The sequence below is a fragment of the Mycobacterium sp. DHQP2018-32-09 genome (assembly GCF_058148405.1).
The window spans coordinates 1-23,864 of record NZ_JBYVYK010000037.1; the positions used below are offsets into that span (position 1 = coordinate 1).

Sequence of the window (23,864 nt, forward strand, 5' to 3'; positions counted from 1 at the left end):
CGGCGGAGGCGGTAGCGGCGCCACCCGAGGTCCGGACGCGGCAGCCGGTGGCACGACCGGAGCCGGCTCGGGCTGCGACACCGGTTCCGGCGGCGGAGGTGCAGCGGGCACCGCAGGCTCGGCGGCCACCGCGGGCTCGGCGGGCTCGGCGGGCTCGGCGGTGGGCACGGGAGGCGCGGCGTCCGGCTCGGGTTCGGACTGGGGGGCGGCCTGGCTCTTGCGCGCGAACTGCCGCGCCGGCGGCGGCGCAGGCTCACTGGACCTGGCAGGCCCGGCCTCACCCACCGGCACCGACACGTCCAGTCGCGTCTCGAGACGTTCGATGCGTTGCAGCAGCGCCGACTCGGTGTCGCTGGCCGACGGCAGCAGCAGCCGGGAGCACACCACCTCGAGCAGCAGCCGCGGGGCGGTGGCGCCCCGCATCTCCCCCAGGCCGGCGTGCACCACCTCGGCGTAGCGGGTCAGCGTGCCCGGCCCCAGCCGGGTGGCCTGGTTGCGCATGCGTTCCATGACGTCGGCGGCAGCGTCGACGACACCGCGTGCGGCAGCGTCGGGAACGGCCTGCAGCACGATCAGGTCGCGGAACCGCTCGAGCAGGTCGGTGGCGAAGCGCCGCGGATCGTGTCCGGCGTCGATGACGCCTTCGACGGCACCGAACAGTGCCGCAGCATCCCCGGCGGCCAGTGCGTCGACCGCGTCGTCGATGAGCGCGAGGTCGGTGGCGCCGAGCAGCGACACGGCACGCGCGTACGTGACCCGGTTTCCGTCGGCCCCGGCGAGCAGCTGGTCGAGTACCGAGAGGGTGTCACGCGGCGAGCCGCCGCCCGCGCGGATCACCAAGGGGTACACCGCGTCCTCGACGACGACGTCTTCCTGCGCGCAGATGCGCTCGACGAGCGCGCGCATGGTCTTGGGGGCCAGCAGCCGGAACGGGTAGTGGTGGGTTCGCGACCGGATGGTGGGCAACACCTTCTCCGGCTCGGTGGTGGCGAAGACGAAGATCAGATGCTCGGGCGGCTCCTCGACGATCTTGAGCAGCGCGTTGAAGCCGGCCGTGGTGACCATGTGCGCCTCGTCGATGATGAAGATGCGGTACCGCGACTGCGCCGGCGCGTAGAACGCGCGGTCGCGGAGTTCGCGGGTGTCGTCGACGCCGCCGTGGCTGGCCGCGTCGAGTTCGGTGACGTCGACGTTGCCCGGCCCGTTGGGCGCCAACGCGACGCAGGAGTCACAGACCCCGCACGGGGTGGGCGTCGGCCCCTGCACGCAGTTGAGCGATCGCGCCATGATGCGCGCCGACGACGTCTTGCCGCACCCGCGTGGTCCCGAGAACAGGTACGCGTGGTTGATCCGGCCCGACGACAGTGCGTTCGACAGCGGCTCGGTGACGTGTTCCTGGCCGACGACTTCGGCGAACGTCGACGGTCGGTACTTGCGGTAGAGAGCCACGGAAGCAGGCTACCCACACATCCCGACCGGCTTCAGCGCCAGCCGTGGCGACCAGACGGCGTGCGTCGGCACCTGCGCCGCGCCCGCGAGGAGGCCGCGGGGATTCCCGCGTCGACATCGTCTGATCCCGCATCCCCCTGCGCGCGGCCCGACCCCGATCGTCAGGCAGGGCGGTGCTCGTCGCGGGCCAGCAGCGCCTCGGTGGCCGCCAGCAACGCGCACGTCGCCAGACCGTCGATGGCGACCCGCAGGTCCTCCTGCGACGGGAACGTGGGGGCGATGCGAATGTTCTTGTCTTCGGGATCTTTTCGATACGGGAAGGCCGACCCGGCCTCGGTCACCGCGATGCCCGCGTCCTTGGCGAGGGCCACGGTCTTCTTGGCGGTCCCGGGCAGCACGTCCATGCTCACGAAGTAGCCGCCCTTGGGGTCGGTCCACGAGGCGATCTTCGACTCGCCCAACCGGTCTTCGAGGATCTCCGCCACGATCTTGAACTTGGGCGCGATGAGTTCCTGGTGGCGACGCATGTGCAGGCGGACGCCGTCGGCGTCGCGGAAGAAGCGCACGTGGCGCAACTGGTTGACCTTGTCCGGCCCGATCGACTTCTTGCCGGCGTGCTGCAGGTACCACGCGATGTTCCCCAGCGATCCGCCCAGGAAGCTGACCCCGGCACCGGCGAAGGTGATCTTCGACGTCGACGCGAACACCAGCGGCCGGTTGGGGTTGCCCGCGGCCTCGGCCAGGCCCAGCACGTCGACCTGGCGCTCGAACTCGTGCGTGAGGGTGTGCACGGCGTACGCGTTGTCCCAGAACAGCCGGAAGTCGGCGGCCGCGGTCCGCATCTGCACCAGCCGGCGCACCGTCTCCCAGGAGAAGGTGACGCCGGTCGGGTTCGAGAAGACCGGCACGCACCACATGCCCTTGATCGCCGGGTCGGCGGCCACCAACTCCTCGATGAGGTCGACGTCCGGGCCGTCGTCGCGCATCGGCACCGGCACCATCTCGATGCCGTAGGTCTCGGTGATCGCGAAGTGCCGGTCGTACCCGGGCGCCGGGCACAAGAACTTGACCTTCGGCTCGTCGCGCCACGGCTTCGGCGCGTCGACGCCGCCGTGCAGCAGAGAGAAGACGATGACGTCGTGCATCATCTCGAGGCTGGAGTTGTTGCCCGCGACGAGGTTGGGCACGGGAATGCCGAGCAACTCGCCGAAGATCGCGCGCAGTTCCGGCAGGCCGTGCAGGCCGCCGTAGTTGCGGGTGTCGGTGCCCGACCCGTCGCGGTAGGACCCCGGCCCGGTGCCCGGCAGCTCGAGCATCGGGTTCGACAAGTCCAGCTGCTCGGGCGACGGCTTGCCGCGCGTCAGGTCCAACGTCAGCTTCTTGGCCTGCAGCTCGGCATAGTTGCGGCGCTGCAGCTCGTGCTGCGCCTGCAGTTCGTCACGGCCAAGGGACTCAAACGACACGGCGGGCCTCTACTCGGTCGGCTCGGCAAAGCCGGGAACATGAAGGGGACCCCGCGCACCCGCCAGAGCCCATTGACCCTTGCTGCCTTCCGGCCCTGGGGGAGTTCACAGGATGGACGCCGCGCGGGGTCCGATCGCCGAGTGTAGTACCTCCCACGGAGGAGGCTCGTGGGGCGGGGGCCGCATCGTCGGCTACCATTGCCCGCGGAGGATTCGCCTAGTGGCCTATGGCGCTCGCCTGGAACGCGGGTTGGGTTAACAGCCCTCAGGGGTTCAAATCCCCTATCCTCCGCAGTTGGCTCGGGGTGCGGCCGCGTTCGCGCAGGTCGCACCCCGGCCATACGGCCCAACTCGAGGAGGAGCATGCGGCGCTGGATTGCGATCCTGTGGCACGCATCGTTCCTGGTTCTCGCCGGCGGGCTCTACTTCTTCTTCGTCCTGCCCCGCTGGTACGAGCTGATGGGCGAGTGGTCGCACACCCTCGGCACCGCCATGCGCATCACGTGCGGCGTCCTGATCGGACTCGCGGCGCTGCCGGTGGTGTTCACGTGGCTGCGCACCCGTCGCCCCGAGTTCGGCACGCCCGCACTGGCGCTGACACTGCGACTGTGGTCGATCGTGCTTCAGGTGCTGGCCGCCGTGCTGATCGTCGGCGCAGCCATCAGCGAGATCTGGCTCGATCTGGACACGACGGGCCAGTGGCTGTTCGGCATCTACGGGGCCGCGGCCGCGATCACGCTGCTGGGCGCCTTCGGGTTCTACCTGGCCTTCGTCGCCGAACTGCCCCCGCCGCCGCCCAAACCGCTCAAGCCGAAGCGCACGCGGCGCCGTAACGCAGCCCCCGCCGACGAGGCCGACGAGGCAGCCGCCGAACCTGCCACTGAACCTGGCGCCGAACCTGGCACCGATGCATCCGCCGACGTCCCGGCCGAGCGCTCCGCCGACGAGGACGCCGACGAGGCCGTCACCGCGGACGCCAACGAGGCCGTCACCGCGGACGCCACGGAGGAGACCCCCGCTCCCGTCGCGACGGGCACCGCCGAGACCGAGCCCACCGACGGGCCCACCGACGGGCCCACCGACGAGCCCACCGACGAGCCCACCGACGAGCCCACCGACGAGCCGGAGGCCGCCGACGCGCCCCCGGCCGGTAACGCCGACGATGCGAGCGCCGACAAGGATGACGAGACGTCCGCAGGGCGCCTGCGCAACCGCAGGCCCGGCGGCAAGTCGTCGTCACGACTGTTTCGCCGCTCCCGCGGCGGGGTAGCCCTGGACGACTGACCAGCGACGACGTCGTTCCGTCGACAGCTGGCCGTCTCACAGTCAGTATTGAGGGACGGGAGTCCAGCTCAGGTAAAGGCGGCGCATGGTTCGGTTCCTTCCCCGGTGGCGGCTCGCTCGGTTCGTGCGACTGATCATCGGTCTATTCGCCGTCGTGGCCCTACTGGCCCCCGCGCCGTCGGCCCTCGCCGAGCCGGCCGAACTCGGTGCTGCCATCTCGGCCGTCGAACCTGCGGTGGTACGCATCGACACCCGCATCGACTATCAGCACGCGATCGGCGCGGGTACCGGGTTCATCATCGATCCCAACGGCGCCGTCGTCACGAACTACCACGTGGTGGCCGGCGCCGACGTCATCACCGCCACCGCGGGCGGCCGCTCGTACCCGGCGGACCTGGTGGGCTATGACCGTTCTCGCGACATCGCGGTGCTGCAGTTGCGCGGCGCGGGCGGCCTTCCGGTGGCCCCTATCGGCGATGCCGGCAGCCTGTCGGCCGGGCAGCCGGTGGTCGCGTTGGGCAACGCCGGCGGTTCGGGCAACCCACTGACCCACGAGTCGGGCACCGTGACCGGCTTCGGCCGCAGCATCAGCGCCAAGGACGAACTCACCGGCAGTTACGAGCAGATGACCGGCCTCATCGAGTTCGCCGCCCCGGTGCGCGCGGGCGACTCGGGCGGCCCCCTGGTCAACGATGCCGGCCAGGTGGTCGGCGTGACCGTCGCTGCGACCGTCAACTTCCGCATGGGGCCCGGCGGCGCCGGGTTCGCCATCCCGATCAACGACGCGATGGCGACGGCCGGGCAGATCCGCTCCGGCACCCCGTCGGGCTCCGTGCACATCGGCCCGCCGACGCTGCTCGGAGTGGGGGTGAGTTCCGGCGACCAGGATCCGTCCGTGCCGGGGGTGATCCTGCGTGAGGTGCTGCGCGGCGGACCTGCCCAAGCCGCGGGCCTGCACGACGGTGACGTCCTGCTGAGCATCGACGGCGTGCGGCTGGACTCCGCGACGGCCCTGACCAACGTCCTCGACCGGCACTACCCGGGCGACGTCGTGGACCTGGTGTGGATCGACCGTGCCGGGCGCCAGATCAACGGCAAGGCCACCCTGACGTCCTGACCCCGGTGGTCCGGCACCTTCAGCTCGCGTCCTGGCAACGCCGGTATGTTGTCTTGCCATGACCACCACGACGCTGGCGCTGATGCCGGACTACATGGATCCGCTGCATCTCATCGGGTACTTCGGCACCTGGGCGCTCGTCGGCATCCTGGCGGTGGTGTTCGTCGAGTCCGGTGTGCTGTTCCCGATCCTGCCCGGCGACTCGCTGCTGTTCGTCGCAGGCATGCTGGCGGCGGGCAACGCGGCCCAGGACGTGGCCGCCCAGGCGAACTTCCAGCTGTGGCAGCTGCTGGTGTTCATCCCCCTCGCGGCGATCCTCGGCGGGCAGGTGGGCTACTGGATCGGCCGGACCATCGGCACCTCGATGTTCACGCCGAACGCGCGGGTGCTCAAGCAGAAGTACCTCGACGAGGCGCACGCGTTCTTCGAGGCCCGTGGCCCGTTCGCGATCGTGCTGGCGCGGTTCGTGCCGATCGTGCGGACGCTGGCGCCCATCACGGCGGGCGCGGCCAAGATGAACTACGGCGCGTTCGCGTTCTGGAACATCCTGGGTGCCGTCGTGTGGGGCGTCGGGCTGACGCTGCTCGGCTACTGGCTGGGCAGTTTCTCCATCGTGCAGAAGCTGCTGGAGCCGATCTTCATCCTGATCGTGCTGGCGTCGATCCTGCCCATCCTCGTCGAGTGGATCAAACGCCGCCGCGCGGCCAAGCGCGGCGGCGCAGAGGCCGCCTGAGCCGGCGCTAACCGAGCCCCAGCGCCGACGCGAGGTCGCGCAGGGCCGGCCGCGGATCGATCGTCGGGTTGTCGCCGAGCACCTGCACCACCACGTGGTCGGCACCGGCGTCCAGGTGGGCCTGCAGCGAGGCGGCGGCGTCGTCGACCGACCCCGTGGAGACGATGGCCCGCGCCAGCCGATCGGACCCGCCCGGCACCAGATCGGATTCGTCGAAGCCCTGGCGTAGCCAGGAGTTGCGGTAGTTGGGCAGCCCGCTGTACCCCGCGAGGTGGCCGTGCGCCCACTGCAGCCGCTGGTCCTCGTCACCGCCGATCGCCACTGCCTGCTCGGACACGATCAGCTTGTCGGGGCCCAGGATGTCCCGTGTGACGCGGCTCTGCTCGGGCAGCACCAGGTAGGGGTGCGCCCCGTCGGCGTGCGTCCCCGACAATTCGATCATCTTCGGTCCCAACGCGGCCAGCAGCCGCACCGGGCGACCGGATCCCGGCTCGATGGCCTCGGGGACGGCCGCCATCTTGTCGAGGTAATCGCGCATGGTGGCCAGCGGCTTGGCGTACGTGCCACCCATGCTGTTCTCCACCAGGGGCGCGTGGCTGACGCCGAGGCCGAGGATGAACCGCCCCGGGTACAGCGACGTGAGCGTCCGGCCGCCCACCTCCGCGGTGGACGGCACGCGCACGTGGATGTTGGCGATACCGGTACCGACGACGAGTCGCTCGGTGGCGCCCAGGAAGGACTGCGACTCCACCAGCGCGTCCTTGAAACCGATCTCGGGCAGGAACAGCGATCCGTAACCCATGGCCTCGATGTCGCGGGCGACGGCCTGCGCGTCGGGCATGGCCCAGGTCTCGCTGGCCCACCAGACGCCGATGCGGGAGGGGAAGTCGATGTCGTTGGTTGCCATGCCCCGATGGTATGCGGTGGCCGTCAGGTGCCGGCGGTACGGACCCCCGGAGCGAAGCGTCCCGCGAAGCCGCGCAGGGGGACGTCGGCACTGGTGAGCAGGCCCGGTGGCGCGGCCACGACCGAGGCAATGACGTTGAGTGCCGGCAGTCCCGTCACCGTCATGCCGATGGACGCGAACTCCTCCGGATTCGACAGGTCCACACCGGGTTTCGGGAAGATCATGTGCTTGTTGTACACGCAGGGATCGCCCTTGATCTGGGTGATGTAGCAGCCCTTGACATTCCAGTGCGGATCGGTGTGCGGGGTCATCTGCCACTCCAGGTGCGTCTCGACGCGCGGCACGCCGTCGACCATCCCCTGGTACTTGATGTAGTTGCCGCCCAGCGATCCCTTGGGCAGCACGTACCAGCCCAGGTCGACGTCCTTGGTGGTCGCGCCCAGCTCGTAGTCGAACGTCACCTCGTCGAGTTCCAGCCCGAAGCAGTCGGCCATCATCAGCACGCTGTCGGCGAACACCCGCGTGTACTTCTCCAGCTTGGCCGGGATGCTCGGATCGTCCACCGGCAGTCCGTATCCCACCTCGATCCAGGTGTCCCTGCTGTGGTGGCAGGACACGTCGACGGATTCGATGGTGGTGACGTTCTCGATCTCCGCCACGTCCGCCGAGCAGACGATGCCGAGGATCTGGTTGACCCCGGGGTTCATGCCGGTGCCGTAGAACGTGGCGCCACCGCGCAGGCACGCGTCGCGCAGCACCTCCGACACCGGCTTCCCGCTGGGATGGGGGTGGTTGGTGTCGCGGTGCCACCCGGTGATCCAGTCCGCGGTGGTGACGACGTCGATGCCGGACTCCAGCACCCGGACGTAGAGATCCTCGTCGGGGAACACGCCGTGGAACGTCACGACGTCGGGTGCCGCGGCCACGATCTCCTCGACCGTCCCCGTCGCCGTGACGCCAATGGGTCCGATGCCGGCGATCTCGCCCGCGTCGCGACCCACTTTTTCCTCTGTGTAGCAATGTAATCCGACGAGTTCGAGGTCGGTGCGCTGCCGGAGGCGCTTGATCATCTCGGTGCCGACGTTGCCCGTCGCGACCTGGAAGACCCGGATCCTGCTCATGGTCAGCCCTTCTGCCGTGCTGCGTACACGTCGGCCGCGCTGCCTCCGACGCCGTCTGGATAGAACTGCTTGGCCCACTGCCGAATCGCGGTGAATCCCTTGAGTTCACCGCTGGCCAGCGCGGGCGGATCGGAGTACCGCTGATGCGACCAGATGTGGATGTCCTGGCGGAACTGGCGGATGACCTCGGCGCCGAAGTCCCTGGCCCGCGCCTCGGCGCGGGGGGAGTCCTTGCCGGGCGTGCGGCCGATGTAGACGGTGAACCGCACGTCGGAGGTGGCGTCGTCGACCGGGGTGACGCACGACATCGTGCGGTTGTCGATCATCCCCCAACTCTTGGTGACCGCGATGCCGAGACCGCCGTTGATGGCCTCGACCCCGCTGCCGACGTCGTCGATGGTCTGTTGGTCGTCGCCTAGGAAGGTGATCGTGAAGTCGACGCGCGCCACCGGGGCGTCGAAGTCGTGCCGCGTGAAGATGGGGTTGATGGGCGTGCCGTGGACGTACTTGAAGTGCGCGAAGTCGACGCCGTTCTCCAGCACGTACTGCGGGTGCATCTCGTGACCCTGCTCGAACAGGCGTTGCTGCGGGTAGTAGTCGGCCGGGTCGCTGCCGTCGTCGAAGGCGGCGAACACGTCCGGGGCGTCGAAGAACGGGTCGCGCCCGTCGACGTCGTGCCAGGCGTAGACGGCCTCGTTGCGTTCGACGACGGGGTAGGTCCGCATGCGCCTGCCGCGGTTGGGGCGCGGTTCGTAGGGGATGCAGACGTTGCGGCCCTCGGCATTCCACTGCCAACCGTGGAAGGGGCACTGGATGACGTCGCCCACGACGTGCCCGCCGAATCCCAGGTGCGCGCCCAGGTGTTCGCAGTATGCGTTCATCACCACCAGGCGACCCGACGTGGCACGCCAGGCGACGAGTTCCTCGCCGAAGTACCTCATGTGGTGAACGGCGCCCACTGCGATCTCGTCGGACCAGGCGACCTGGAACCATCCCGTCGGCTTCATCGACAGTGGCGGCTTGGCCATGTCGACAAGAATCACAGAGGGTTCTACGATTCGTCAAGTGTCCGAGACGACGACCCCCCGGCGCACCAACCGCAGGGGGCAGGCCACCCGCGACGCCATGCTCGACGCCGCGCTGCGGGCACTGGCCACCGGCGACGCCGCCGCGGCGTCGGCCAACCGCATCGCCAAGGACGCCGGCGCCACGTGGGGCGCGGTGAAGTACCAGTTCGGCGACATCGACGGGCTGTGGGCGGCCGTGCTGCAGCGCACCGCCCGTCGCCGCGGTCGGTTACCGTCGCACGCCGATCCCGAAGCGCCGCTGCGGGAACGCGTGGCAGCCATCATCGACCTGCTCTTCGACGGGCTGTCCGCACCGGACTCCCGGGCCATCGAGACACTGCGGTCGGCACTGCCACGCGACGGCGGCGAACTCGACCGGCTCTACCCCAAGACCGCCGCCGAACTGCAGTCGTGGGGCCGCACCTGGATCGAGGACTGCCAGTCCGCCTTCGCCGACGTCGACGTCGACCCCGAACGCGTGCGCGAGGTGGCGTCGTTCATCCCCGGCGCCATGCGCGGCCTGGTCTCCGAACGTCAGCTGGGGTCCTACTACGACCTGGACCTCGCCCGCCGCGGGCTCACCAACGCCATCGTGGGATACCTGCAGGGCTCGCGCTAGGACCGCTCCAGCGCCCGGATCAGGCTGGCGGCGTCGAACGGCCCCCGGTGGCGCTTGCCGTTGACGAAGAACGTCGGCGTGGTGTTCAGGTCCATCACCTCGGCGTCCTGCGCGTCGTCCATGACGCGGTGCAGCACCTTCGCCGAGTGCAGGTCTTCGTCGAATTGCCGGATGTCACAACCGACTCCGTCGGCGTAGCGATAGATGTGCTCCCACTCCAGGTAGTCCTGGAACTCGAACATCCGCGCACCCATCTCGAAGAAGCGGCCCTGCAGGGCGGCGGCTTCGCTGGCGAGTGCGGCGTCCATGGCGTGCGGATGGTCGCGCACCTGAGGGAGGTGGCGCCACACGTAGCGCAACCGATCCCCGAAGTGTGCCCGCACCTCGTCGATCGATCCCGTCGCCCGACTGCAGAACGAGCACTCGTAGTCGCCGTACTCGACGAGCGTGAGCGGCGCGTCCGGGCGGCCGCGAACGTGATCGCGCCGCGGGTCGACGTCACGGACCAGGGTGGCCCCCACCGCGACCGGTGGGCTGATCCGGTCGGAGACTCGGAACCACGACCAGCCGAGGGCGAAGGCGAGCACCGACGCCGCCAGCACGCCCACCCGGGCCTGATCCTGCGTGGCCGGATCGGTGATCGCGATGTCGACGATGAACAGCGAGATGGTGAACCCGATGCCCGACAGCGCCGCCCCACCCGCAACCCGGCGCAGCGTCAAGCCCGGCGCCAGCCGTCCCACCCCCGTGGCCCGCACCACCGCCGTCGCCGCGGTGATGCCGACGAACTTCCCCGCCACCAGACCGGCCACCACACCCCAGGTCAACGGCGAGCGCACGGCGTCACCGAGGGTCTGCGCAGTCACCGTGACCCCGGCGTTGGCCAACGCGAACACCGGCAGCACCGCGAACGACACGTACGGGCCGATGCCAGTCTGCAGCCGCTCGTTGATCGAGATCGACTCGCGCAGTGAGCGCGTCGCCGCCCTGGCGTACTCGGAGTTCGGCGACTGCCGGAAGGCGCGGATCACCTCGGCGGCCTCCTCGACCCGCTGCCGCTCCGGGGTGAACACGGGAATCACCAGCGCCACCACCACGCCCGCCAGCGTCGGATGCACCCCGCCGGCATAGAGCGCCAGCCACAGGCCCACTGCCAACACGCAGTACGCCGGACCGCGCAGCGCCCCGGGGAGCAGCCGCACCATCAGCAGCGCCGCGATCAGCACGGCCGACGCCACCAGCGGCCACGGTCGGATCTCGTCGGAGTAGAACAGCGCGATGACCAGCAGCGCGCCCACGTCGTCGACGACGGCGAGCGTCAGCAGGAACGTCCGCAGCCGCGCCGGATACTTCGGCCCGATGATGGCCAGCGCGCCCACCAGGAACGCGGTGTCGGTCGAGATCACCACACCCCACGCCCGCGCGTCGTCGCCGGACGGGTTGAGCGCCAGGAAGATCACGGCAGGCAGGATCAATCCCGCCACCGCGGCGACGACGGGTACGGCCGCGCGCGACCGGTCGGTCAGCTCACCGATCGTGAACTGGCTCTTGACCTCCAGCCCGACGATGAAGAAGAACAGCGTCATCAGCCCGTCGTTGACGAGGTGCTTGACGCTCAACTCGGCGTGCACGTCGCCGAGGATCAACCCCACGTGCAGGTTCCAGAAGTCGGCGTAGCTGGCCGCCCACGGCGAGTTCGCCCAGGCGACCGCCAGCACCGTGAAGCCCAACAGCAGGCCGGCAGCGGTGTTCTCGCCGCCCCGCGCCGCCGTCGGGTCGCGACCGAAACGGCTCGGCGGGGCCGGCGGCTGCCCCCGCTCCCTCACGTGCGGGCGTGCTCGGCGAACTCGTCGAGCAGATCGGGTCGATCGACGGCGCTCGACGTGACCACGTCGGCAGGCCTGGCTCCCAGCAGGATTCGCTTGATCGGGATCTCGAGACGCTTGCCGGTCATCGTGCGCGGAATGCCCGTCACCGCGATCACGTCGTCGGGCACGTGCCGCGGCGACGCCCCGGTGCGGATGGCCGCGACGATCCTCGACCGCAGCTCCTCGTCGAAGTCCACGCCGTCGGCGGTTGCGACGAACAGCGGCATCCAGTAGCCGCCGTCGTCCAGTTCGCAGCCCACCACCAGGCAGTCCGCGATCTCGGGCAGCCCCTCGACGGCGTCGTAGATCTCGGCACTGCCCATGCGCACGCCCATCCGATTCAGCGTCGCATCCGAACGACCGTGCACCACCACGGAATTGCGTGCGGTGATCGTGATCCAGTCACCGTGGCACCACACGCCCTCGTACTTGTCGAAGTAGGCCTTGCGGTACTTCTCGCCGTCGGGGTCGTTCCAGAAGAACACCGGCATGGACGGCATGGGGGCCGTCACCACCAACTCCCCCGCCTCGCCCACGACCGGCCGGCCGGACTCCGCCCACGCCTCGACCGCACAGCCCAGGCAGCGCACGTTCAGTTCCCCGGCGCGGATCTCCACCAGCGGGCTGCCACCGATGAAGGCGGTGACGACGTCGGTGCCGCCGCTCATCGACGCCACCGGCAGTGCGCGGCCGACGCCCTGTTGAATCCAGCGAAACCCCGAGGCGGGCAACGGTGATCCCGTGGACCCCACCACCCGCAGTGCCGACAGGTCGAACCGTTCTCCGGGCCGCAGCTCCTCCTTCGCGCAGGCCAGCCAGTAACCGGCGCCGGCCCCCAGCACGGTCACCCCGTGCTCGGCGGCCAGACGCCACACCGCGTCGGTGCCGCCATGCGTGGGACTGCCGTCGTAGGTGACGACGGTCGCGCCCACCAGCAGCCCGCCGACCAACAGGTTCCACATCATCCAGCTCGTCGACGACTGCCACAGGAAACGGTCGTGCGGCGTCAGATCCAGCTGCAGGCTCAGGTATTTCACGTGCTCCAGGACCACGCCCCCGTGGCCGTGCACGATGCCCTTGGGCGTACCCGTCGTGCCCGAGGAGAACAGCACCCACAGCGGATGCGCGAACGGCACGGGCGTGATCTCCAGGTCGACGTCGCCGCGCACCACGTCGGGCCACGGCGTGACGTCGGCGGGCGGTGCGACGCCCAGGCGAGGCACCAGCACCGTCGTCGTCACCGTGGGCAGCGCGGCACGGATCTCGGCGAGCTGCTCGGTGCGGTCGATGCGCTTGCCGTTGTACACCGAGCCGTCGCTGGCCACCAAGACCTTGGGCTCCAGCTGGGACAACCGCGCCACGACGCCGCCGACCGCGAGATCCTGATTGCACACCGCCCACGTCGCACCGACGGCCGCGGCACCGAGGAAGGCCACCACGGCCTCTCCGACGTTCGGCAGGTAGCCGACCACGCGGTCACCGGGCCGCACCCCGTGCTCGCGCAGGAAGTCCGCGAACGCCGCGGTCTGGGCGCGCAGCCGCTGCCACGACCACTCGACCGCGCCGTCCTCGGTGGCGGCCACCATGGCAGGCCGCGCCGCGGTCTCGTGCCGGAACACCTGGTCGACATAGTTCAGCTGCACCCCGGGAAACCATTGTGCGCCCGGCATCTCCGCCCGGGGCAGCACGTCGGTCGGCGTCCCGTCGGACTGGATCTCGAAGTGGTGCCAGACCGCGTCCCAGAACCAGGCGACGTCGTCCACCGAGCGTTGCCACAGCTGCTGGTAGTCGGTGAACTCGCCACGGCCCGTCCGTGCCAGCCACGCCATGAACCGCGTCAGGTTGGCCCCGTCGACGGTGGCCTGATCCGGGATCCAGTTGCCCGTGAACTCGTCGGCGTCGGCCATCTACCGGTCGTCCTCCTGCTCGGTCGCGTCTGCGGCCTCGCCACCCACCGTGTGGGCCGCCTCCATCAACATCCATCCCGACAGCTGCACGGACAGGTCGCGTTCGGGTACCTCGGACGCACTCACCGCGCCATCGGTGAACGTGGCCTGCCCGCCTCCGGTACCGGGCACCGTCGCGTTGCGATCCCAGAACGCCCCGAACAGCGGCAGCCCCTCGACGGTCTGCCGGTAGTCCCAGGCCGAGCGCGCCGAGGTGAGCACGAGTTCCGCTGCCGCAGAACGTGTCTCGGTATCCTCCGCCGAGTTCTCCGGCAGCGTCGTCGCGACCAGCGCCAGGTAGCGCGCGGTGACGCCGTGGAACAGGCCGCCGTCGCCGCCACCGGCCCCCTGCAGCACGCCGTCGGGTGCCATGTGGTCGCGCACCGCCGCCACCAGGCGGTGCACGCGCGCGGCGTGACGCTCGTCGGCGGTGCGGGCGGCGAGTTCGGCCTCCAGGCCCAGCACCACGCCCTGGCAGTACGTGTACTGCGCCCGCACCAGCGAACCGGCCTTGATGCCGTCGAAGATCAGACCGGTATCCGGATCCACCAGCGTCTCGTCGATCCAGTCGGCCATCTGCTGGGCACGCCGCAACCGATCGTCGTAGCGCGCCAGGAAGATCCCCGCCGGGCCATTGGCGGGAGCGTTGAAGAACTGATCCTGCTTGCGCCACGGGATGCCACCGCCGTCCTCGGGCACCCAGGCGTTGAGGAACTGATCGGCGAGCGTCTCCAGCGCCTTGGGCCGTTGCACCCCGACGAGTCGGCCCGCACGCTCCAGCGCCAACGCCAGCCACGCCATGTCGTCGTAGTAGTCGTTGGTCCACTTGAGGTTTCGCAGGTGATGCCCACGGATCTGCCGCTCGATGCGCTGGACGCGCTCGGGCTGAGGGTCACGCACCTGCGCGTCGACCAGGCAGTCCAGCAGATGCGCCTGCCACCAGTAGTGCCACGTGCCGAACAGCGAGTACTTGCGCGCCGACGGCCAGGCGACCACCCCGAGCTGGGTGCCGGGCAGCTGCCAGACCCTGCGGAGATGCCTGCTGGTGATGGCGGCCTCGGCACTGGCCGCCCGGTTGGCCCAGAGCTGATCCATGCCGTCGATCCTGCCCTACCAAGCCCGACCGAGGTCGGCATGTTGCACGATCCAGGCGTGCATGGCGATTCCCGCGGCCACCGCGGCGTTGACGCTGCGCGTCGACCCGAACTGTGCGATCGACAGGATCCGGTCCGCCCCGGCGCGCGCGTCGACGGTGATGCCGGGGCCCTCCTGCCCGAAGATCATGAGGCAGTCGCGCGGCAGCTCGGCCTGCTCGAGGGGTACGGCGCCGGGCACGTTGTCGATCGCCACGACCGTCAGCCCGCGCGCGGCCGCCGCGGCCAGCAGGTCGGCGGTGGTGTCGTGATGAGCCAGGTGCTGATAGCGGTCGGTGACCATGGCCCCGCGTCGGTTCCAGCGTCGCCGGCCGACGATGTGCACGGTGTCGACGGCGAACGCGTTCGCGGTGCGCACCACCGCGCCGATGTTGGCGTCGTTGCCGAAGTTCTCGATCGCCACGTGCAGGGGGTGCCGCCGCGTGTCGATGTCGGCGACGATGGCCTCGCGCCTCCAGTACCGGTAGGCGTCGACGACGTTGCGGGTGTCCCCGTCGCGCAACAACTCCGGGTCGTAGCGGGGATCCTCCGGCAGCGCTCCCTGCCACGGGCCGACGCCGGGTGCCTCGCCCCACTCGGTCGGCCCGGGCTGCTCGGCGGTCCCGGGTTGCTCGGCGGTCCCGGGTTGCTCAGTCACGCGGCCGCATCCACACCGCGGCATGCGTGCCGATCACCGACACCGTGGGATACAGCAGCGCCTTGTTGATCTCGCCCTGCGTGCACAGCGACGCCCGCAGCGACACCGCTTCCAGCGAGGCGTCCGGCAGCACCAGCAGCGACGAACCGTACACCGCGCAGGCATGCGACAGTCCCTTGCCCGGCAGCGTCGGCGTCACCGTCACCATGAGCGGACCGCCGCGGCGCTGCGAGTCCTCGCGGTACCGCGCCGCCGCGCCGTCGACGTCCAGCCCCATCAGCATGTACCCACTGCCCTGGAACGCCGGATCGCCGAGCGCGGTCGCATCCAGCATGGCACCGTCGGACCGGAACGCCTCCAGGCTCGACGTCTTGAGCACCAGCCCCGTCTCGGTGTCGTTCGTCGGGGTCAGCCCGACCGGGAACGACGCCGGGTAGGCCATGGTGGTACCCGCGATGCGATCCTTCGGCGAGTAGACGTAGACGCCGCGCACCTGGGCCTGGTCGCGCAGCGGGCCCAGACACACCGTGCCGCTCACCCCGTCGGGGGTCGCGGCGGCGGGCTGCAGCCGAAGGGTCGGGATGTCGTCGCATCCGCCGATGACGTTGGCCTCGATGGGGTGCGCGAGTGCGCCGTAGAGCCCGAACCGCAGCGACGCCGGATCCGCGTGCGGCGCTGCGGGATCGGTGGGGGCGGCGTCGACGTCCACCAGGACGTAGTCACCCTCGAACCGCAGGTTCGCCACCGAGGCGTTCCAGCCGAGGATGGCCTGCGACTGGCCCAGCTGCACCGACGGCGCGCCGTAGGGCGCGGGCTCGGGGTCGCTGCCCGAGCACGCCGCGAGCAGCAGTGCGGCCAGCGTCGACGCGGCGAGCCTGCGCATCCCCCTAGGTCCGGCCACGCCCGCGGCCGACCACCTTCGTCGCCGCCCGCACCAGCGTGCGCGGCACCACGCGGCTGCCGGTGGTGAGCACCTTGTACTGCAGCCCGGGGACGATGACGACGCGTCCCTTCGCGACGTCGGCGAGGCAGTCACGCACCACGTCGGCGACCTCCAGCCAGAGGAAGCGGGGCGTGCCCGCCATGTCGATGCCCGCCCGCTCGTGGAACTCGGTGTGCACGAATCCCGGGCACAGCGCGTGCACGCCGACGCCGGTGCCCCCGAGACCGTTGGCCAGCCCCTCCGAGAAGGCGATGACCCACGCCTTCGACGCCGAATACGTCGACCCCCGGCCCGGCAGCAACCCGGCGACGCTCGCGACGTTGATCGCGGTGCCCGCCCCGCGCTCGAGCATCGCGGGCAGGGCGGCATGCGTGAGCTGCATGACGGCGGTGACGTTGACGTCGAGCTGCTTCTGCAGGTCTGCGAAGTCGGCGGTCCAGAACTCCCCTGACGTCCCGAAGCCGGCGTTGTTGACCAGCACCTGCACCCCGGCGGACAGCCGCTCGGCGACGCGGGCGCGATCGGCGGCAACGGCGAGGTCGGCTGGGAGTACCTCGACCGTCGCGCCCGCCTCGTCGTGGAGTTCTGCGGCCAGCGACTCCAGCCGCTCACGGTTGCGCGCCACGAGCACCAGATCGTGACCGTCGAGGGCGTAGCGGCGGGCGAAGCCGGCACCGAGGCCGGACGTCGGTCCGGTGATCAAGGCAACGGGACGGGACATGCCCGACACGTTACCGAGCCGGGCGTGGCCTACCGCTGGTAGTGCGGCGACTGCCTGCCGTTGGGGGTGGGCGGACGCTGCTGCGTGTAGCGGCTGACGTCGGCGCGACCGGGAGGTTGATCCCCGCGGCCCGCGGGCAGCTCGGCCGGGCGGGCGGGCGCGAACGGACGGCTGGGGGCGGCACCGCGGCGCGGGCCCTGGGCGGCGGCCGGCTGGCCGGGCTGCGGGACCGGCGGGAGCACCCGCAGCAGGTCGTTGAACTGGCGCACCGTGAGCAGACCCTCGTCCCACTGCGCGCGGGAACTGCCGACGGGCATGGCGACGAGCGTCCAGTTCTGCTCGTTCCACATGATCTCGGCGCAATCCGGCGCGGCGTGGCAGAACGTCACCATGCGGCGATCACACGCGCGGCGGGCAGCGTCGAGGTTGGTGGAGTAGACCATGCGCGGGCCGATGGCCCCGAGCAGCCACACGTCGCTCTCGCGCGGCTCCTTGATGTCCTTGAGCCGCACGTCCACCACCACGTTCGTCCCCACCTTGCGGTGCAGGGCGATCACGGTGGCCACGTCCTCGAGGTCGAAGATGAACACGGCCTCACCGCGGATCTGACCGAGCACCACGTTCTTGGCGTTGACGTCGCCGACCGTGGACATCACGCCGCGCTTCCAGCGCTTGACGATGTCACTCGACTCCACCTCGTAGTCGAAGCCGTGGGACTTGGCCCAGGACTTGCGGCGACGGCCGAGTCCGCGCCGACGGTCGATGTCGACGTAGAGCAGCACTCCCGCACCCACGAAGCAGAGTGCAGACAGCGTGAACCAGAGAGGAACCATTGCCCACAGACTACTGCGTCGAGCCGCCGATGCCAGAACTCGAACTGGTCACAACCCCGTCACGGGCTCCCGCGTGGGTCGGCCGCGACCGCGGGATACCCCGTCCCACATGGGAGAACTGTCCGGCAAGGCCTATCTGATCGTCGGCGCCAGCGGCGCCCTGGGATCGCGCATCGCTCGACGGCTCGTTGACCGGGGCGCGGCACTGACCGTCACCGCTCGCTCCGCCGACGCGCTCGACGCCGCGGGGGACACGGGGGGTGACGTCCATGCCGTCACCGCCGACCTGCGCACCCCCGACGCCGGCCGCGAAGTGGTCACCGCCGCCGTGGAGCACCACGGCAGACTCGACGGCGTCGTGTTCGCCGCGGGCGTCGTGGCCTTCGGGCCGGTGACCGACATCGACGACGACACCATCGACGACCTACTCCTGGTCGACTTCCTGGCACCCCTGCGGGTGCTCCGCGCCGCCCTGCCCGTGCTCGAGCCGGGCGGCGCGATCCTCGGCATCAGCGCGGTGGTGGCCGAGAAGCCACTGCCCAACATGGCGGTGTACTCGGCGGTCAAGGCGGCCGCCGCGGCGCTGTTCACCGCCGTCCGCACCGAGGCCAAGCGCCGCAAGGTCCGCGTGGTCGACGTCCGGCCGCCTCACACCGAGACCGGCCTGGCGGGGCGCGCCATCGCCGGCGACCCGCCCAAGCTGCCCACCGGGTTGGACCCGGACGCGGTGGCCGACCGCATCGTCGAGGCACTGATCGGCACGGAGACCGACGTGCCCAGCACCGCCTTCTGACCCCCGGACACGATTTCGGCGCGGTTCCGTTCGCCCAGCGAACGGAACCGCGCCGAAATCACGTGTCAGCCCAGGACCAGGGAGTCCCCGTCCGCGCTGACGTTCACCGGGACGACGTCACCGTCATGGACCTCGCCGGCCAACAGCATCTTGGCCAGCTGGTCGCCGATGGCCTGCTGCACCAGCCGCCGCAGCGGGCGGGCGCCGTAGAGCGGGTCGAACCCGCGCTCGCCCAGCCACCGCTTCGCGGGCAGGGACACCTCGAGGGTGAGCCTGCGCTGTGCCAGCCGCTTCTGCAGCTGCGCGAGCTGGATGTCGACGATGTGCACCAGCTCCTCGGGGTTGAGCCCCTCGAAGATCAGCACGTCGTCGAGCCGGTTGATGAACTCGGGCTTGAACGCCGAGCGCACCGCGGCCATGACCTGCTCCTCGCTGCCACCGGCACCCAGGTTGGAGGTCAGGATCAAGATGGTGTTGCGGAAGTCGACCGTGCGGCCCTGACCGTCGGTCAGCCGGCCCTCGTCGAGCACCTGCAGCAGCACGTCGAACACGTCCGGATGCGCCTTCTCGATCTCGTCGAACAGCACCACCGTGTACGGGCGTCTGCGCACCGCCTCGGTGAGCTGACCGCCCTGGTCGTAGCCGATGTAACCCGGAGGCGCACCGACCAGGCGGGCGACGGAGTGCTTCTCGCCGTACTCGCTCATGTCGATGCGGACCATCGCGCGGTCGTCGTCGAACAGGAACTCCGCCAGCGCCTTCGCCAGCTCGGTCTTGCCGACACCGGTGGGGCCGAGGAACATGAACGAGCCGGTCGGCCGGTTCGGGTCGGCGACGCCGGCCCGGGATCGGCGCACGGCGTCGGACACCGCGGCGATGGGCTTGCGTTGCCCGACGACCCGCTTGCCCAGCTCCTCCTCCATGCGCAGCAGCTTGGCGGTCTCGCCCTCCAGCATGCGACCGGACGGGATCCCGGTCCACGCCTCCACCACCTCGGCGATGTCGTCGGGTCCGACCTCCTCCTTGAGCATCACGTTCTCGCGCGCCTCGGCGACCGGCAGCGCGGCGTCGAGCTGCTTCTCGACCTCCGGGATGCGGCCGTACCGCAGCTCGGCGGCCTTGGCCAGGTCGCCGTCGCGCTCGGCGCGGTCGGCTTCCCCGCGCAGGGTGTCGAGGCGCTCCTTGAGTTCGCGGACGACGTCGATCGCACTCTTCTCGTTCTGCCAGCGGGTGGTGAGCTCGGAGAGCTGCTCCTTCTTGTCGGCGAGTTCGGCGCGCAACCTCTCGAGGCGGTCCTTGGACGCCTCGTCCTCCTCCTTTTCGAGCGCCATCTCCTCGATCTCGAGGCGCCGGACCAGCCGCTCCACCTCGTCGATCTCGACGGGCCGGGAGTCGATCTCCATGCGCAGCCGCGACGCCGCCTCGTCGACCAGGTCGATGGCCTTGTCCGGAAGGAACCGCGCGGTGATGTAGCGATCCGAGAGCGTGGCCGCCGCGACCAGCGCGGAGTCGGTGATGCGCACGCCGTGGTGCACCTCGTAGCGGTCCTTGAGGCCGCGCAGGATGCCCACGGTGTCCTCCACCGACGGCTCGCCGACCAGTACCTGTTGGAAGCGCCGCTCCAGCGCCGCGTCCTTCTCGATGTACTTGCGGTACTCGTCGAGCGTGGTGGCGCCGACCAGCCGCAGCTCACCGCGGGCGAGCATGGGCTTGATCATGTTGCCGGCGTCCATCGCCGACTCGCCGGTGGCACCGGCGCCGACGATGGTGTGCAGCTCGTCGATGAACGTGATGACCTGGCCCGCCGAGTTCTTGATGTCGTCGAGGACGGCCTTGAGCCGTTCCTCGAACTCACCGCGATACTTGGCGCCGGCCACCATGGACCCGAGGTCCAGCGACACGACGGTCTTGTCGCGCAGGCTCTCCGGCACGTCGCCGGCGACGATGCGCTGGGCGAGGCCTTCGACGATGGCGGTCTTGCCGACGCCGGGCTCGCCGATGAGCACCGGGTTGTTCTTGGTGCGGCGCGACAGCACCTGCACCACGCGACGAATCTCGTTGTCGCGTCCGATGACCGGGTCCAGCTTGCCTTCGCGGGCGCGCGCGGTCAGGTCGGTGGAGTACTTCTCCAGCGCCTGGTAGGTGCCCTCCGGATCGGGGCTGGTGACCCGGGCGCTGCCCCGGACCTTGGTGAACGCGTCACGCAGGGCCTGCGGCGATGCGCCGTGGTTGGTCAGCGCCTTGGCCACCTCACCAGCGCCCGTGGCCAGGCCGACGAGCAGGTGCTCGGTGGAGACGTACTCGTCGTCCATCTCGGTGGCGAGCTGCTGCGCCGTGGTGATCGCCGACAGCGATTCCGGCGACAGCTGCGGCTGCGAGTTCGAGCCCGAGACGCTGGGGAGCCGGCCGAGCAGCCGCTCGGCTTCGGCACGGATGGTCGCGGGCTCGACTCCGACCGCCTCGAGCAGGGGCGCGGCGATGCCGTCGTTCTGGGTCAGCAGCGCCATCAACAGATGAGCGGGAGTGATCTGCGGGTTGCCGGCAGCGGTCGCCGCCTGCAGGGCCGCGGTCAGTGCCGCCTGGGTCTTCGTGGTCGGGTTGAACGAGTCCACGACACCTCCCTTTCGTAGTGCGGAAAGCTTGAGAAAATGCTTGTCGCCTTGAACAACGCAGACAATGTTGAGTCTGTTCCGCTCAAGTCTACGAAATGTGGGGGAGTTTTGGGAAGCACTGCCCCAAACCGGGCTCGTGGAACGCTTGGGGAAGGCTTCCCACGCGTCCCCGAATCAGGTCAGGAGTTCCCATGACATCCCGACGCACCTCCCCCGCCGGGCTCGTCGTGGCCATCCTCGCCCTCGTCGCGGTGGTCGCGGTGATCGCCGCCGTCGCGATCACGCGCTCCACCGTCACCGTCGCAGGCACCGCCGTCGCCTCCACCGATCCGGGCTCGGACGAAGACCAGATCCGCACGGTGGTCGCCGCCTTCGAAACGGCGTGGAACGACGGCGACTACTCCGCGTTCCGCCCGCTGCTGTGCACGCAGGTGCGCGACGACGACGCGTTCAGCCGCAGCGAACTCGAGGAGGCCCGCGGCATCGGTGGCCGGCTCGACCTGAGGGTCGAATCGGTGGCCTTCTCGGGCAACTCGGCGACCGCCGACATCTCCAACGGTGGCGAGAACAACCAGGACATCGAGTTCATCCGGCAAGACGGCTCGTGGAAGTGGTGCGAATACTGATCGCGGCACTGACGGCGTGACGCCGTGGTTCCGTTGACGCCGTGGTTTTCTTGACGCCGTGGTTTCCTTGACGCCGTGATCACCGAACTGGTCCCGCTGGCACTGGTCATCGCGCTGTCGCCGCTGTCGATCATCCCGGCGGTCCTGGTACTCCACTCCGCGTCACCGCGGCCGACGGGATTGGCGTTCCTCGCCGGCTGGCTGGGCGGACTGGCGGTCCTGACCGCGCTCCTCGTCGAGGTCTCCAGCCTGCTCGGCGGCCTCGACAAGCCGCCCAGCTGGGCGTCGTGGGTGCGCATCGTCGCCGGGGTCGCGTTGCTCGGGTTCGGCGGTTACCGCTGGCTCACCCGTCACCGCTCCGAGCACCAGCCGAGGTGGATGAGCAAGCTGTCCACGCTCACGCCGCGGCGGGCGGTAGGCGCAGCCGTGGCGTTGGTGCTCGTCAACCCCAAGGTGCTGTTCATGTGCATCGCCGCGGGATTGGCCATCGGCACCGCCGGGCTGGGCCGCGCCGGTGCGTGGCTGTCGGTGGTGTGGTTCACGCTGCTGGCCGGGTCCACCGTGGCGCTGCCCATCCTCGGGTACGCCGCCTCCGGCGACCGGCTCGACGCCCCGCTGGCGCGACTCAGGGACTGGATGGAACGCCAGCACGCGACGCTGGTGGCGGCGATCCTCGTCGTGCTGGGCCTGCTGGTGCTCTACAAGGGCATCCACGCGCTCTGAGCGTGCGATTCGTGGAGTTTCCGTCGCGCTCAGCGCGACGGAAACTCCACGAATCGCCACGGGACCTACACTCGACCGACGTGGGCCTCGACGATCGCGACGCGCTGCTGACCCTGCGCGCCGCGCTGGATCCGGCCACCAGCGCCGACGGCCTGATCCGCGACTTCCACACCCGGTGGTTCGCGGCCGACCTGTCGGCACGCGACCTGTTCCCGCCCGATCTCGGCGATCAGCGCACGGCGTTCGCCCGCGTGGTGCACTGGCTGCTGGGCGAGATCCTCGCACACCGCGCCGAGCAGCCCGTCGCCGTACTCGCCCAGCTCGGTCGTGACCACCGCAAATACGGTGTCACACAACGTCATTACGACAGCCTGCGGACCGCGCTGCTGGCCTCGCTGCACGCGCACTTCGCCGACGCCTGGCACGGCGCACTGGCCGCGACCGCACACGACGTGGTGGACCTGGCGGCGGGCGTGATGCGCGGTGCCGCCGACGCCGACCAGGGGCCGCCCTACCGCGACGCGACGGTCATCGACGTCATCCGCGCGACGCGTGACGTCGCCATCGTGCGCCTGCGATGCGACCACCCCGTGGCCTACCACCCCGGGCAGTACCTCACCGTCGAGGTGCCGCAGTGGCCGCGACGCTGGCGCTACCTGTCACCGTCGATCCCCGCCGACCCCGGCGGCAACATCGAGTTCCACGTGCGCTCGGTGGCCGGCGGCATGGTGAGCACGGCCATCGTGGGCGAGACCCGCGTCGGCGATCGCTGGCGGTTGTCGAATCCCCACGGCGGGCTGCACGTCGACCGCGACGGCGGCGACGTCCTGATGGTGGCGGGCAGCAGCGGGCTCGCGCCGCTGCGGAGCATCGTCATGGATCTGTCGCGGTTCGCCGAGAACCCGCGCGTGCACCTGTTCTTCGGCGGCCGGTATCCCTGCGACCTGTACGACCTGATGGTGCTGTGGCAGATCGCGTCGACCAACCCGTGGTTGTCGGTGACGCCGGTGTCGGAGTTCGCGACCGACCCACCGTGGGCCGCCGACCATCCCGTGGAGACGCCGCCGCGCGGACTGCACGTGCGCCAGACCGGGGTGCTCGCCGACGTGGTGACCCGTTACGGCAGTTGGGGCGACCGGCAGATCCTGATCAGCGGCGGCCCGAAGATGATCGCGGCGACCAAGGCCGCGTTGGTGGCTCGGGGTGCCGACGCGGGTCGCATCCAGCACGACCCGGTCTTCACCTGAG

Annotated in this window: 21 protein-coding genes, 1 tRNA gene and 1 other RNA gene; 9 read left to right on the plus strand and 14 right to left on the minus strand. The window is 70.2% G+C overall.

Features of this window, described 5'->3' with window-relative positions:
* From AC30CM_RS18065 to ffs, 3 genes are all read right to left on the minus strand, one after another.
* Positions 1 to 1,449, minus strand: a 1,449-nt coding sequence (locus AC30CM_RS18065; protein WP_490118281.1) for a DNA polymerase III subunits gamma/tau, incomplete at its 3' end; no start/stop codon positions are given.
* 161 nt (positions 1,450 to 1,610) lie between these two features.
* On the minus strand, positions 1,611 to 2,912 hold the full coding sequence (locus AC30CM_RS18070) for an aspartate aminotransferase type Ic (RefSeq protein WP_490118282.1): 1,302 nt from the start codon (positions 2,910 to 2,912) through the stop codon (positions 1,611 to 1,613).
* Between the two features lie 39 nt (positions 2,913 to 2,951).
* Positions 2,952 to 3,048, minus strand: an RNA gene (gene ffs, locus AC30CM_RS18075) — signal recognition particle sRNA small type.
* Between the two features lie 70 nt (positions 3,049 to 3,118).
* On the opposite strand from ffs, the gene AC30CM_RS18080 reads away from it, so the two are divergent.
* The 4 genes from AC30CM_RS18080 (at position 3,119) to AC30CM_RS18095 (ending at position 6,046) form a co-directional block, all read left to right on the plus strand.
* Positions 3,119 to 3,204: transfer RNA gene (locus AC30CM_RS18080), tRNA-Ser, on the plus strand.
* A gap of 71 nt (positions 3,205 to 3,275) precedes the next feature.
* Complete coding sequence (locus AC30CM_RS18085; protein WP_490118283.1) at positions 3,276 to 4,196, plus strand: PT domain-containing protein; 921 nt, start codon at positions 3,276 to 3,278, stop codon at positions 4,194 to 4,196.
* Positions 4,197 to 4,281: 85 nt separating this feature from the next.
* Positions 4,282 to 5,313 (plus strand): S1C family serine protease, encoded by a 1,032-nt coding sequence (locus AC30CM_RS18090; protein ID WP_490118284.1) that lies wholly within the window; start codon positions 4,282 to 4,284, stop codon positions 5,311 to 5,313.
* A 58-nt stretch (positions 5,314 to 5,371) separates the two neighbouring features.
* Entirely contained in the window at positions 5,372 to 6,046 is a 675-nt protein-coding gene (locus tag AC30CM_RS18095; RefSeq protein WP_490118285.1) for a VTT domain-containing protein, read from the plus strand.
* 7 nt (positions 6,047 to 6,053) lie between these two features.
* Here the strand turns inward: AC30CM_RS18095 and AC30CM_RS18100 are convergent, their stop codons facing one another.
* Genes AC30CM_RS18100 through AC30CM_RS18110 form a run of 3 tightly spaced genes read right to left on the minus strand, consistent with a single transcriptional unit; the run spans position 6,054 to position 9,102 of the window.
* A complete protein-coding gene (locus AC30CM_RS18100; protein ID WP_490118286.1) occupies positions 6,054 to 6,953 on the minus strand; it encodes an LLM class F420-dependent oxidoreductase in 900 nt (299 codons plus the stop codon).
* A 23-nt stretch (positions 6,954 to 6,976) separates the two neighbouring features.
* Positions 6,977 to 8,074 (minus strand): NAD(P)H-dependent amine dehydrogenase family protein, encoded by a 1,098-nt coding sequence (locus tag AC30CM_RS18105; protein ID WP_490118287.1) that lies wholly within the window; start codon positions 8,072 to 8,074, stop codon positions 6,977 to 6,979.
* A 2-nt stretch (positions 8,075 to 8,076) separates the two neighbouring features.
* Entirely contained in the window at positions 8,077 to 9,102 is a 1,026-nt protein-coding gene (locus AC30CM_RS18110; RefSeq protein ID WP_490118288.1) for a Rieske 2Fe-2S domain-containing protein, read from the minus strand.
* A gap of 97 nt (positions 9,103 to 9,199) precedes the next feature.
* On the opposite strand from AC30CM_RS18110, the gene AC30CM_RS18115 reads away from it, so the two are divergent.
* Positions 9,200 to 9,760 carry a TetR/AcrR family transcriptional regulator gene (locus AC30CM_RS18115; RefSeq protein ID WP_490118328.1) on the plus strand — a complete coding sequence of 187 codons (561 nt, stop codon included), beginning with the start codon at positions 9,200 to 9,202 and terminating at the stop codon, positions 9,758 to 9,760.
* On the opposite strand, the gene nhaA is transcribed toward AC30CM_RS18115, so the two are convergent.
* The 7 genes from nhaA to ttfA are packed head-to-tail and all read right to left on the minus strand — an operon-like array spanning position 9,757 to position 17,862.
* The gene (gene nhaA / locus AC30CM_RS18120) at positions 9,757 to 11,586 is read right to left on the minus strand and encodes a Na+/H+ antiporter NhaA (RefSeq protein ID WP_490118289.1); all 1,830 of its coding nucleotides are present in this window, start codon (positions 11,584 to 11,586) and stop codon (positions 9,757 to 9,759) included. The genes AC30CM_RS18115 and nhaA overlap by 4 nt on opposite strands.
* Entirely contained in the window at positions 11,583 to 13,535 is a 1,953-nt protein-coding gene (locus AC30CM_RS18125) for an acetoacetate--CoA ligase (RefSeq protein WP_490118290.1), read from the minus strand. Before AC30CM_RS18125 ends, nhaA begins: the two co-directional genes overlap by 4 nt.
* Positions 13,536 to 14,669, minus strand: coding sequence for a glycoside hydrolase family 76 protein (locus AC30CM_RS18130; protein WP_490118291.1), 1,134 nt, complete (start codon positions 14,667 to 14,669; stop codon positions 13,536 to 13,538). It abuts the gene before it with no gap.
* 15 nt (positions 14,670 to 14,684) lie between these two features.
* Complete coding sequence (locus AC30CM_RS18135; RefSeq protein WP_490118292.1) at positions 14,685 to 15,365, minus strand: TrmH family RNA methyltransferase; 681 nt, start codon at positions 15,363 to 15,365, stop codon at positions 14,685 to 14,687.
* Positions 15,358 to 16,248, minus strand: a complete 891-nt coding sequence (locus AC30CM_RS18140) for a hypothetical protein (RefSeq protein ID WP_490118329.1) — start codon at positions 16,246 to 16,248, stop codon at positions 15,358 to 15,360. Before AC30CM_RS18140 ends, AC30CM_RS18135 begins: the two co-directional genes overlap by 8 nt.
* A gap of 4 nt (positions 16,249 to 16,252) precedes the next feature.
* Positions 16,253 to 17,029, minus strand: coding sequence for an SDR family NAD(P)-dependent oxidoreductase (locus AC30CM_RS18145; protein ID WP_490118293.1), 777 nt, complete (start codon positions 17,027 to 17,029; stop codon positions 16,253 to 16,255).
* Positions 17,030 to 17,058: 29 nt separating this feature from the next.
* Complete coding sequence (gene ttfA, locus AC30CM_RS18150) at positions 17,059 to 17,862, minus strand: trehalose monomycolate transport factor TtfA (RefSeq protein WP_490118294.1); 804 nt, start codon at positions 17,860 to 17,862, stop codon at positions 17,059 to 17,061.
* A 109-nt stretch (positions 17,863 to 17,971) separates the two neighbouring features.
* On the opposite strand from ttfA, the gene AC30CM_RS18155 reads away from it, so the two are divergent.
* On the plus strand, positions 17,972 to 18,655 hold the full coding sequence (locus tag AC30CM_RS18155; protein WP_490118295.1) for an SDR family NAD(P)-dependent oxidoreductase: 684 nt from the start codon (positions 17,972 to 17,974) through the stop codon (positions 18,653 to 18,655).
* 65 nt (positions 18,656 to 18,720) lie between these two features.
* Here AC30CM_RS18155 and clpB read toward each other — a convergent pair whose 3' ends face one another.
* Positions 18,721 to 21,267 carry an ATP-dependent chaperone ClpB gene (clpB, locus tag AC30CM_RS18160; protein WP_490118296.1) on the minus strand — a complete coding sequence of 849 codons (2,547 nt, stop codon included), beginning with the start codon at positions 21,265 to 21,267 and terminating at the stop codon, positions 18,721 to 18,723.
* A gap of 191 nt (positions 21,268 to 21,458) precedes the next feature.
* Here clpB and AC30CM_RS18165 point away from each other — a divergent pair, with 191 nt between their 5' ends.
* From AC30CM_RS18165 to AC30CM_RS18175, 3 genes are all read left to right on the plus strand, one after another.
* A complete protein-coding gene (locus AC30CM_RS18165) occupies positions 21,459 to 21,893 on the plus strand; it encodes an Rv0361 family membrane protein (RefSeq protein ID WP_490118297.1) in 435 nt (144 codons plus the stop codon).
* A 75-nt stretch (positions 21,894 to 21,968) separates the two neighbouring features.
* Positions 21,969 to 22,616 carry a GAP family protein gene (locus AC30CM_RS18170; RefSeq protein WP_490118298.1) on the plus strand — a complete coding sequence of 216 codons (648 nt, stop codon included), beginning with the start codon at positions 21,969 to 21,971 and terminating at the stop codon, positions 22,614 to 22,616.
* A gap of 80 nt (positions 22,617 to 22,696) precedes the next feature.
* Complete coding sequence (locus tag AC30CM_RS18175) at positions 22,697 to 23,863, plus strand: FAD-binding oxidoreductase (protein WP_490118299.1); 1,167 nt, start codon at positions 22,697 to 22,699, stop codon at positions 23,861 to 23,863.
* Position 23,864 lies beyond the last annotated feature (1 nt).

Excerpts from the sequence above, each read along its gene's own strand:
- AC30CM_RS18105 (WP_490118287.1), bottom strand. The coding sequence starts at position 8,074 with ATGAGCAGGATCCGGGTCTTCCAGGTCGCGACGGGCAACGTCGGCACC.
- AC30CM_RS18115 (WP_490118328.1), top strand. The coding sequence starts at position 9,200 with ATGCTCGACGCCGCGCTGCGGGCACTGGCCACCGGCGACGCCGCCGCG.
- AC30CM_RS18155 (WP_490118295.1), top strand. The coding sequence starts at position 17,972 with ATGGGAGAACTGTCCGGCAAGGCCTATCTGATCGTCGGCGCCAGCGGC.
- AC30CM_RS18085 (WP_490118283.1), top strand. The coding sequence starts at position 3,276 with ATGCGGCGCTGGATTGCGATCCTGTGGCACGCATCGTTCCTGGTTCTC.
- AC30CM_RS18100 (WP_490118286.1), bottom strand. The coding sequence starts at position 6,953 with ATGGCAACCAACGACATCGACTTCCCCTCCCGCATCGGCGTCTGGTGG.
- ttfA (WP_490118294.1), bottom strand. The coding sequence starts at position 17,862 with ATGGTTCCTCTCTGGTTCACGCTGTCTGCACTCTGCTTCGTGGGTGCG.
- AC30CM_RS18130 (WP_490118291.1), bottom strand. The coding sequence starts at position 14,669 with ATGGATCAGCTCTGGGCCAACCGGGCGGCCAGTGCCGAGGCCGCCATC.
- AC30CM_RS18090 (WP_490118284.1), top strand. The coding sequence starts at position 4,282 with ATGGTTCGGTTCCTTCCCCGGTGGCGGCTCGCTCGGTTCGTGCGACTG.
- AC30CM_RS18125 (WP_490118290.1), bottom strand. The coding sequence starts at position 13,535 with ATGGCCGACGCCGACGAGTTCACGGGCAACTGGATCCCGGATCAGGCC.
- AC30CM_RS18165 (WP_490118297.1), top strand. The coding sequence starts at position 21,459 with ATGACATCCCGACGCACCTCCCCCGCCGGGCTCGTCGTGGCCATCCTC.
- AC30CM_RS18095 (WP_490118285.1), top strand. The coding sequence starts at position 5,372 with ATGACCACCACGACGCTGGCGCTGATGCCGGACTACATGGATCCGCTG.
- AC30CM_RS18145 (WP_490118293.1), bottom strand. The coding sequence starts at position 17,029 with ATGTCCCGTCCCGTTGCCTTGATCACCGGACCGACGTCCGGCCTCGGT.
- AC30CM_RS18110 (WP_490118288.1), bottom strand. The coding sequence starts at position 9,102 with ATGGCCAAGCCGCCACTGTCGATGAAGCCGACGGGATGGTTCCAGGTC.
- AC30CM_RS18140 (WP_490118329.1), bottom strand. The coding sequence starts at position 16,248 with ATGCGCAGGCTCGCCGCGTCGACGCTGGCCGCACTGCTGCTCGCGGCG.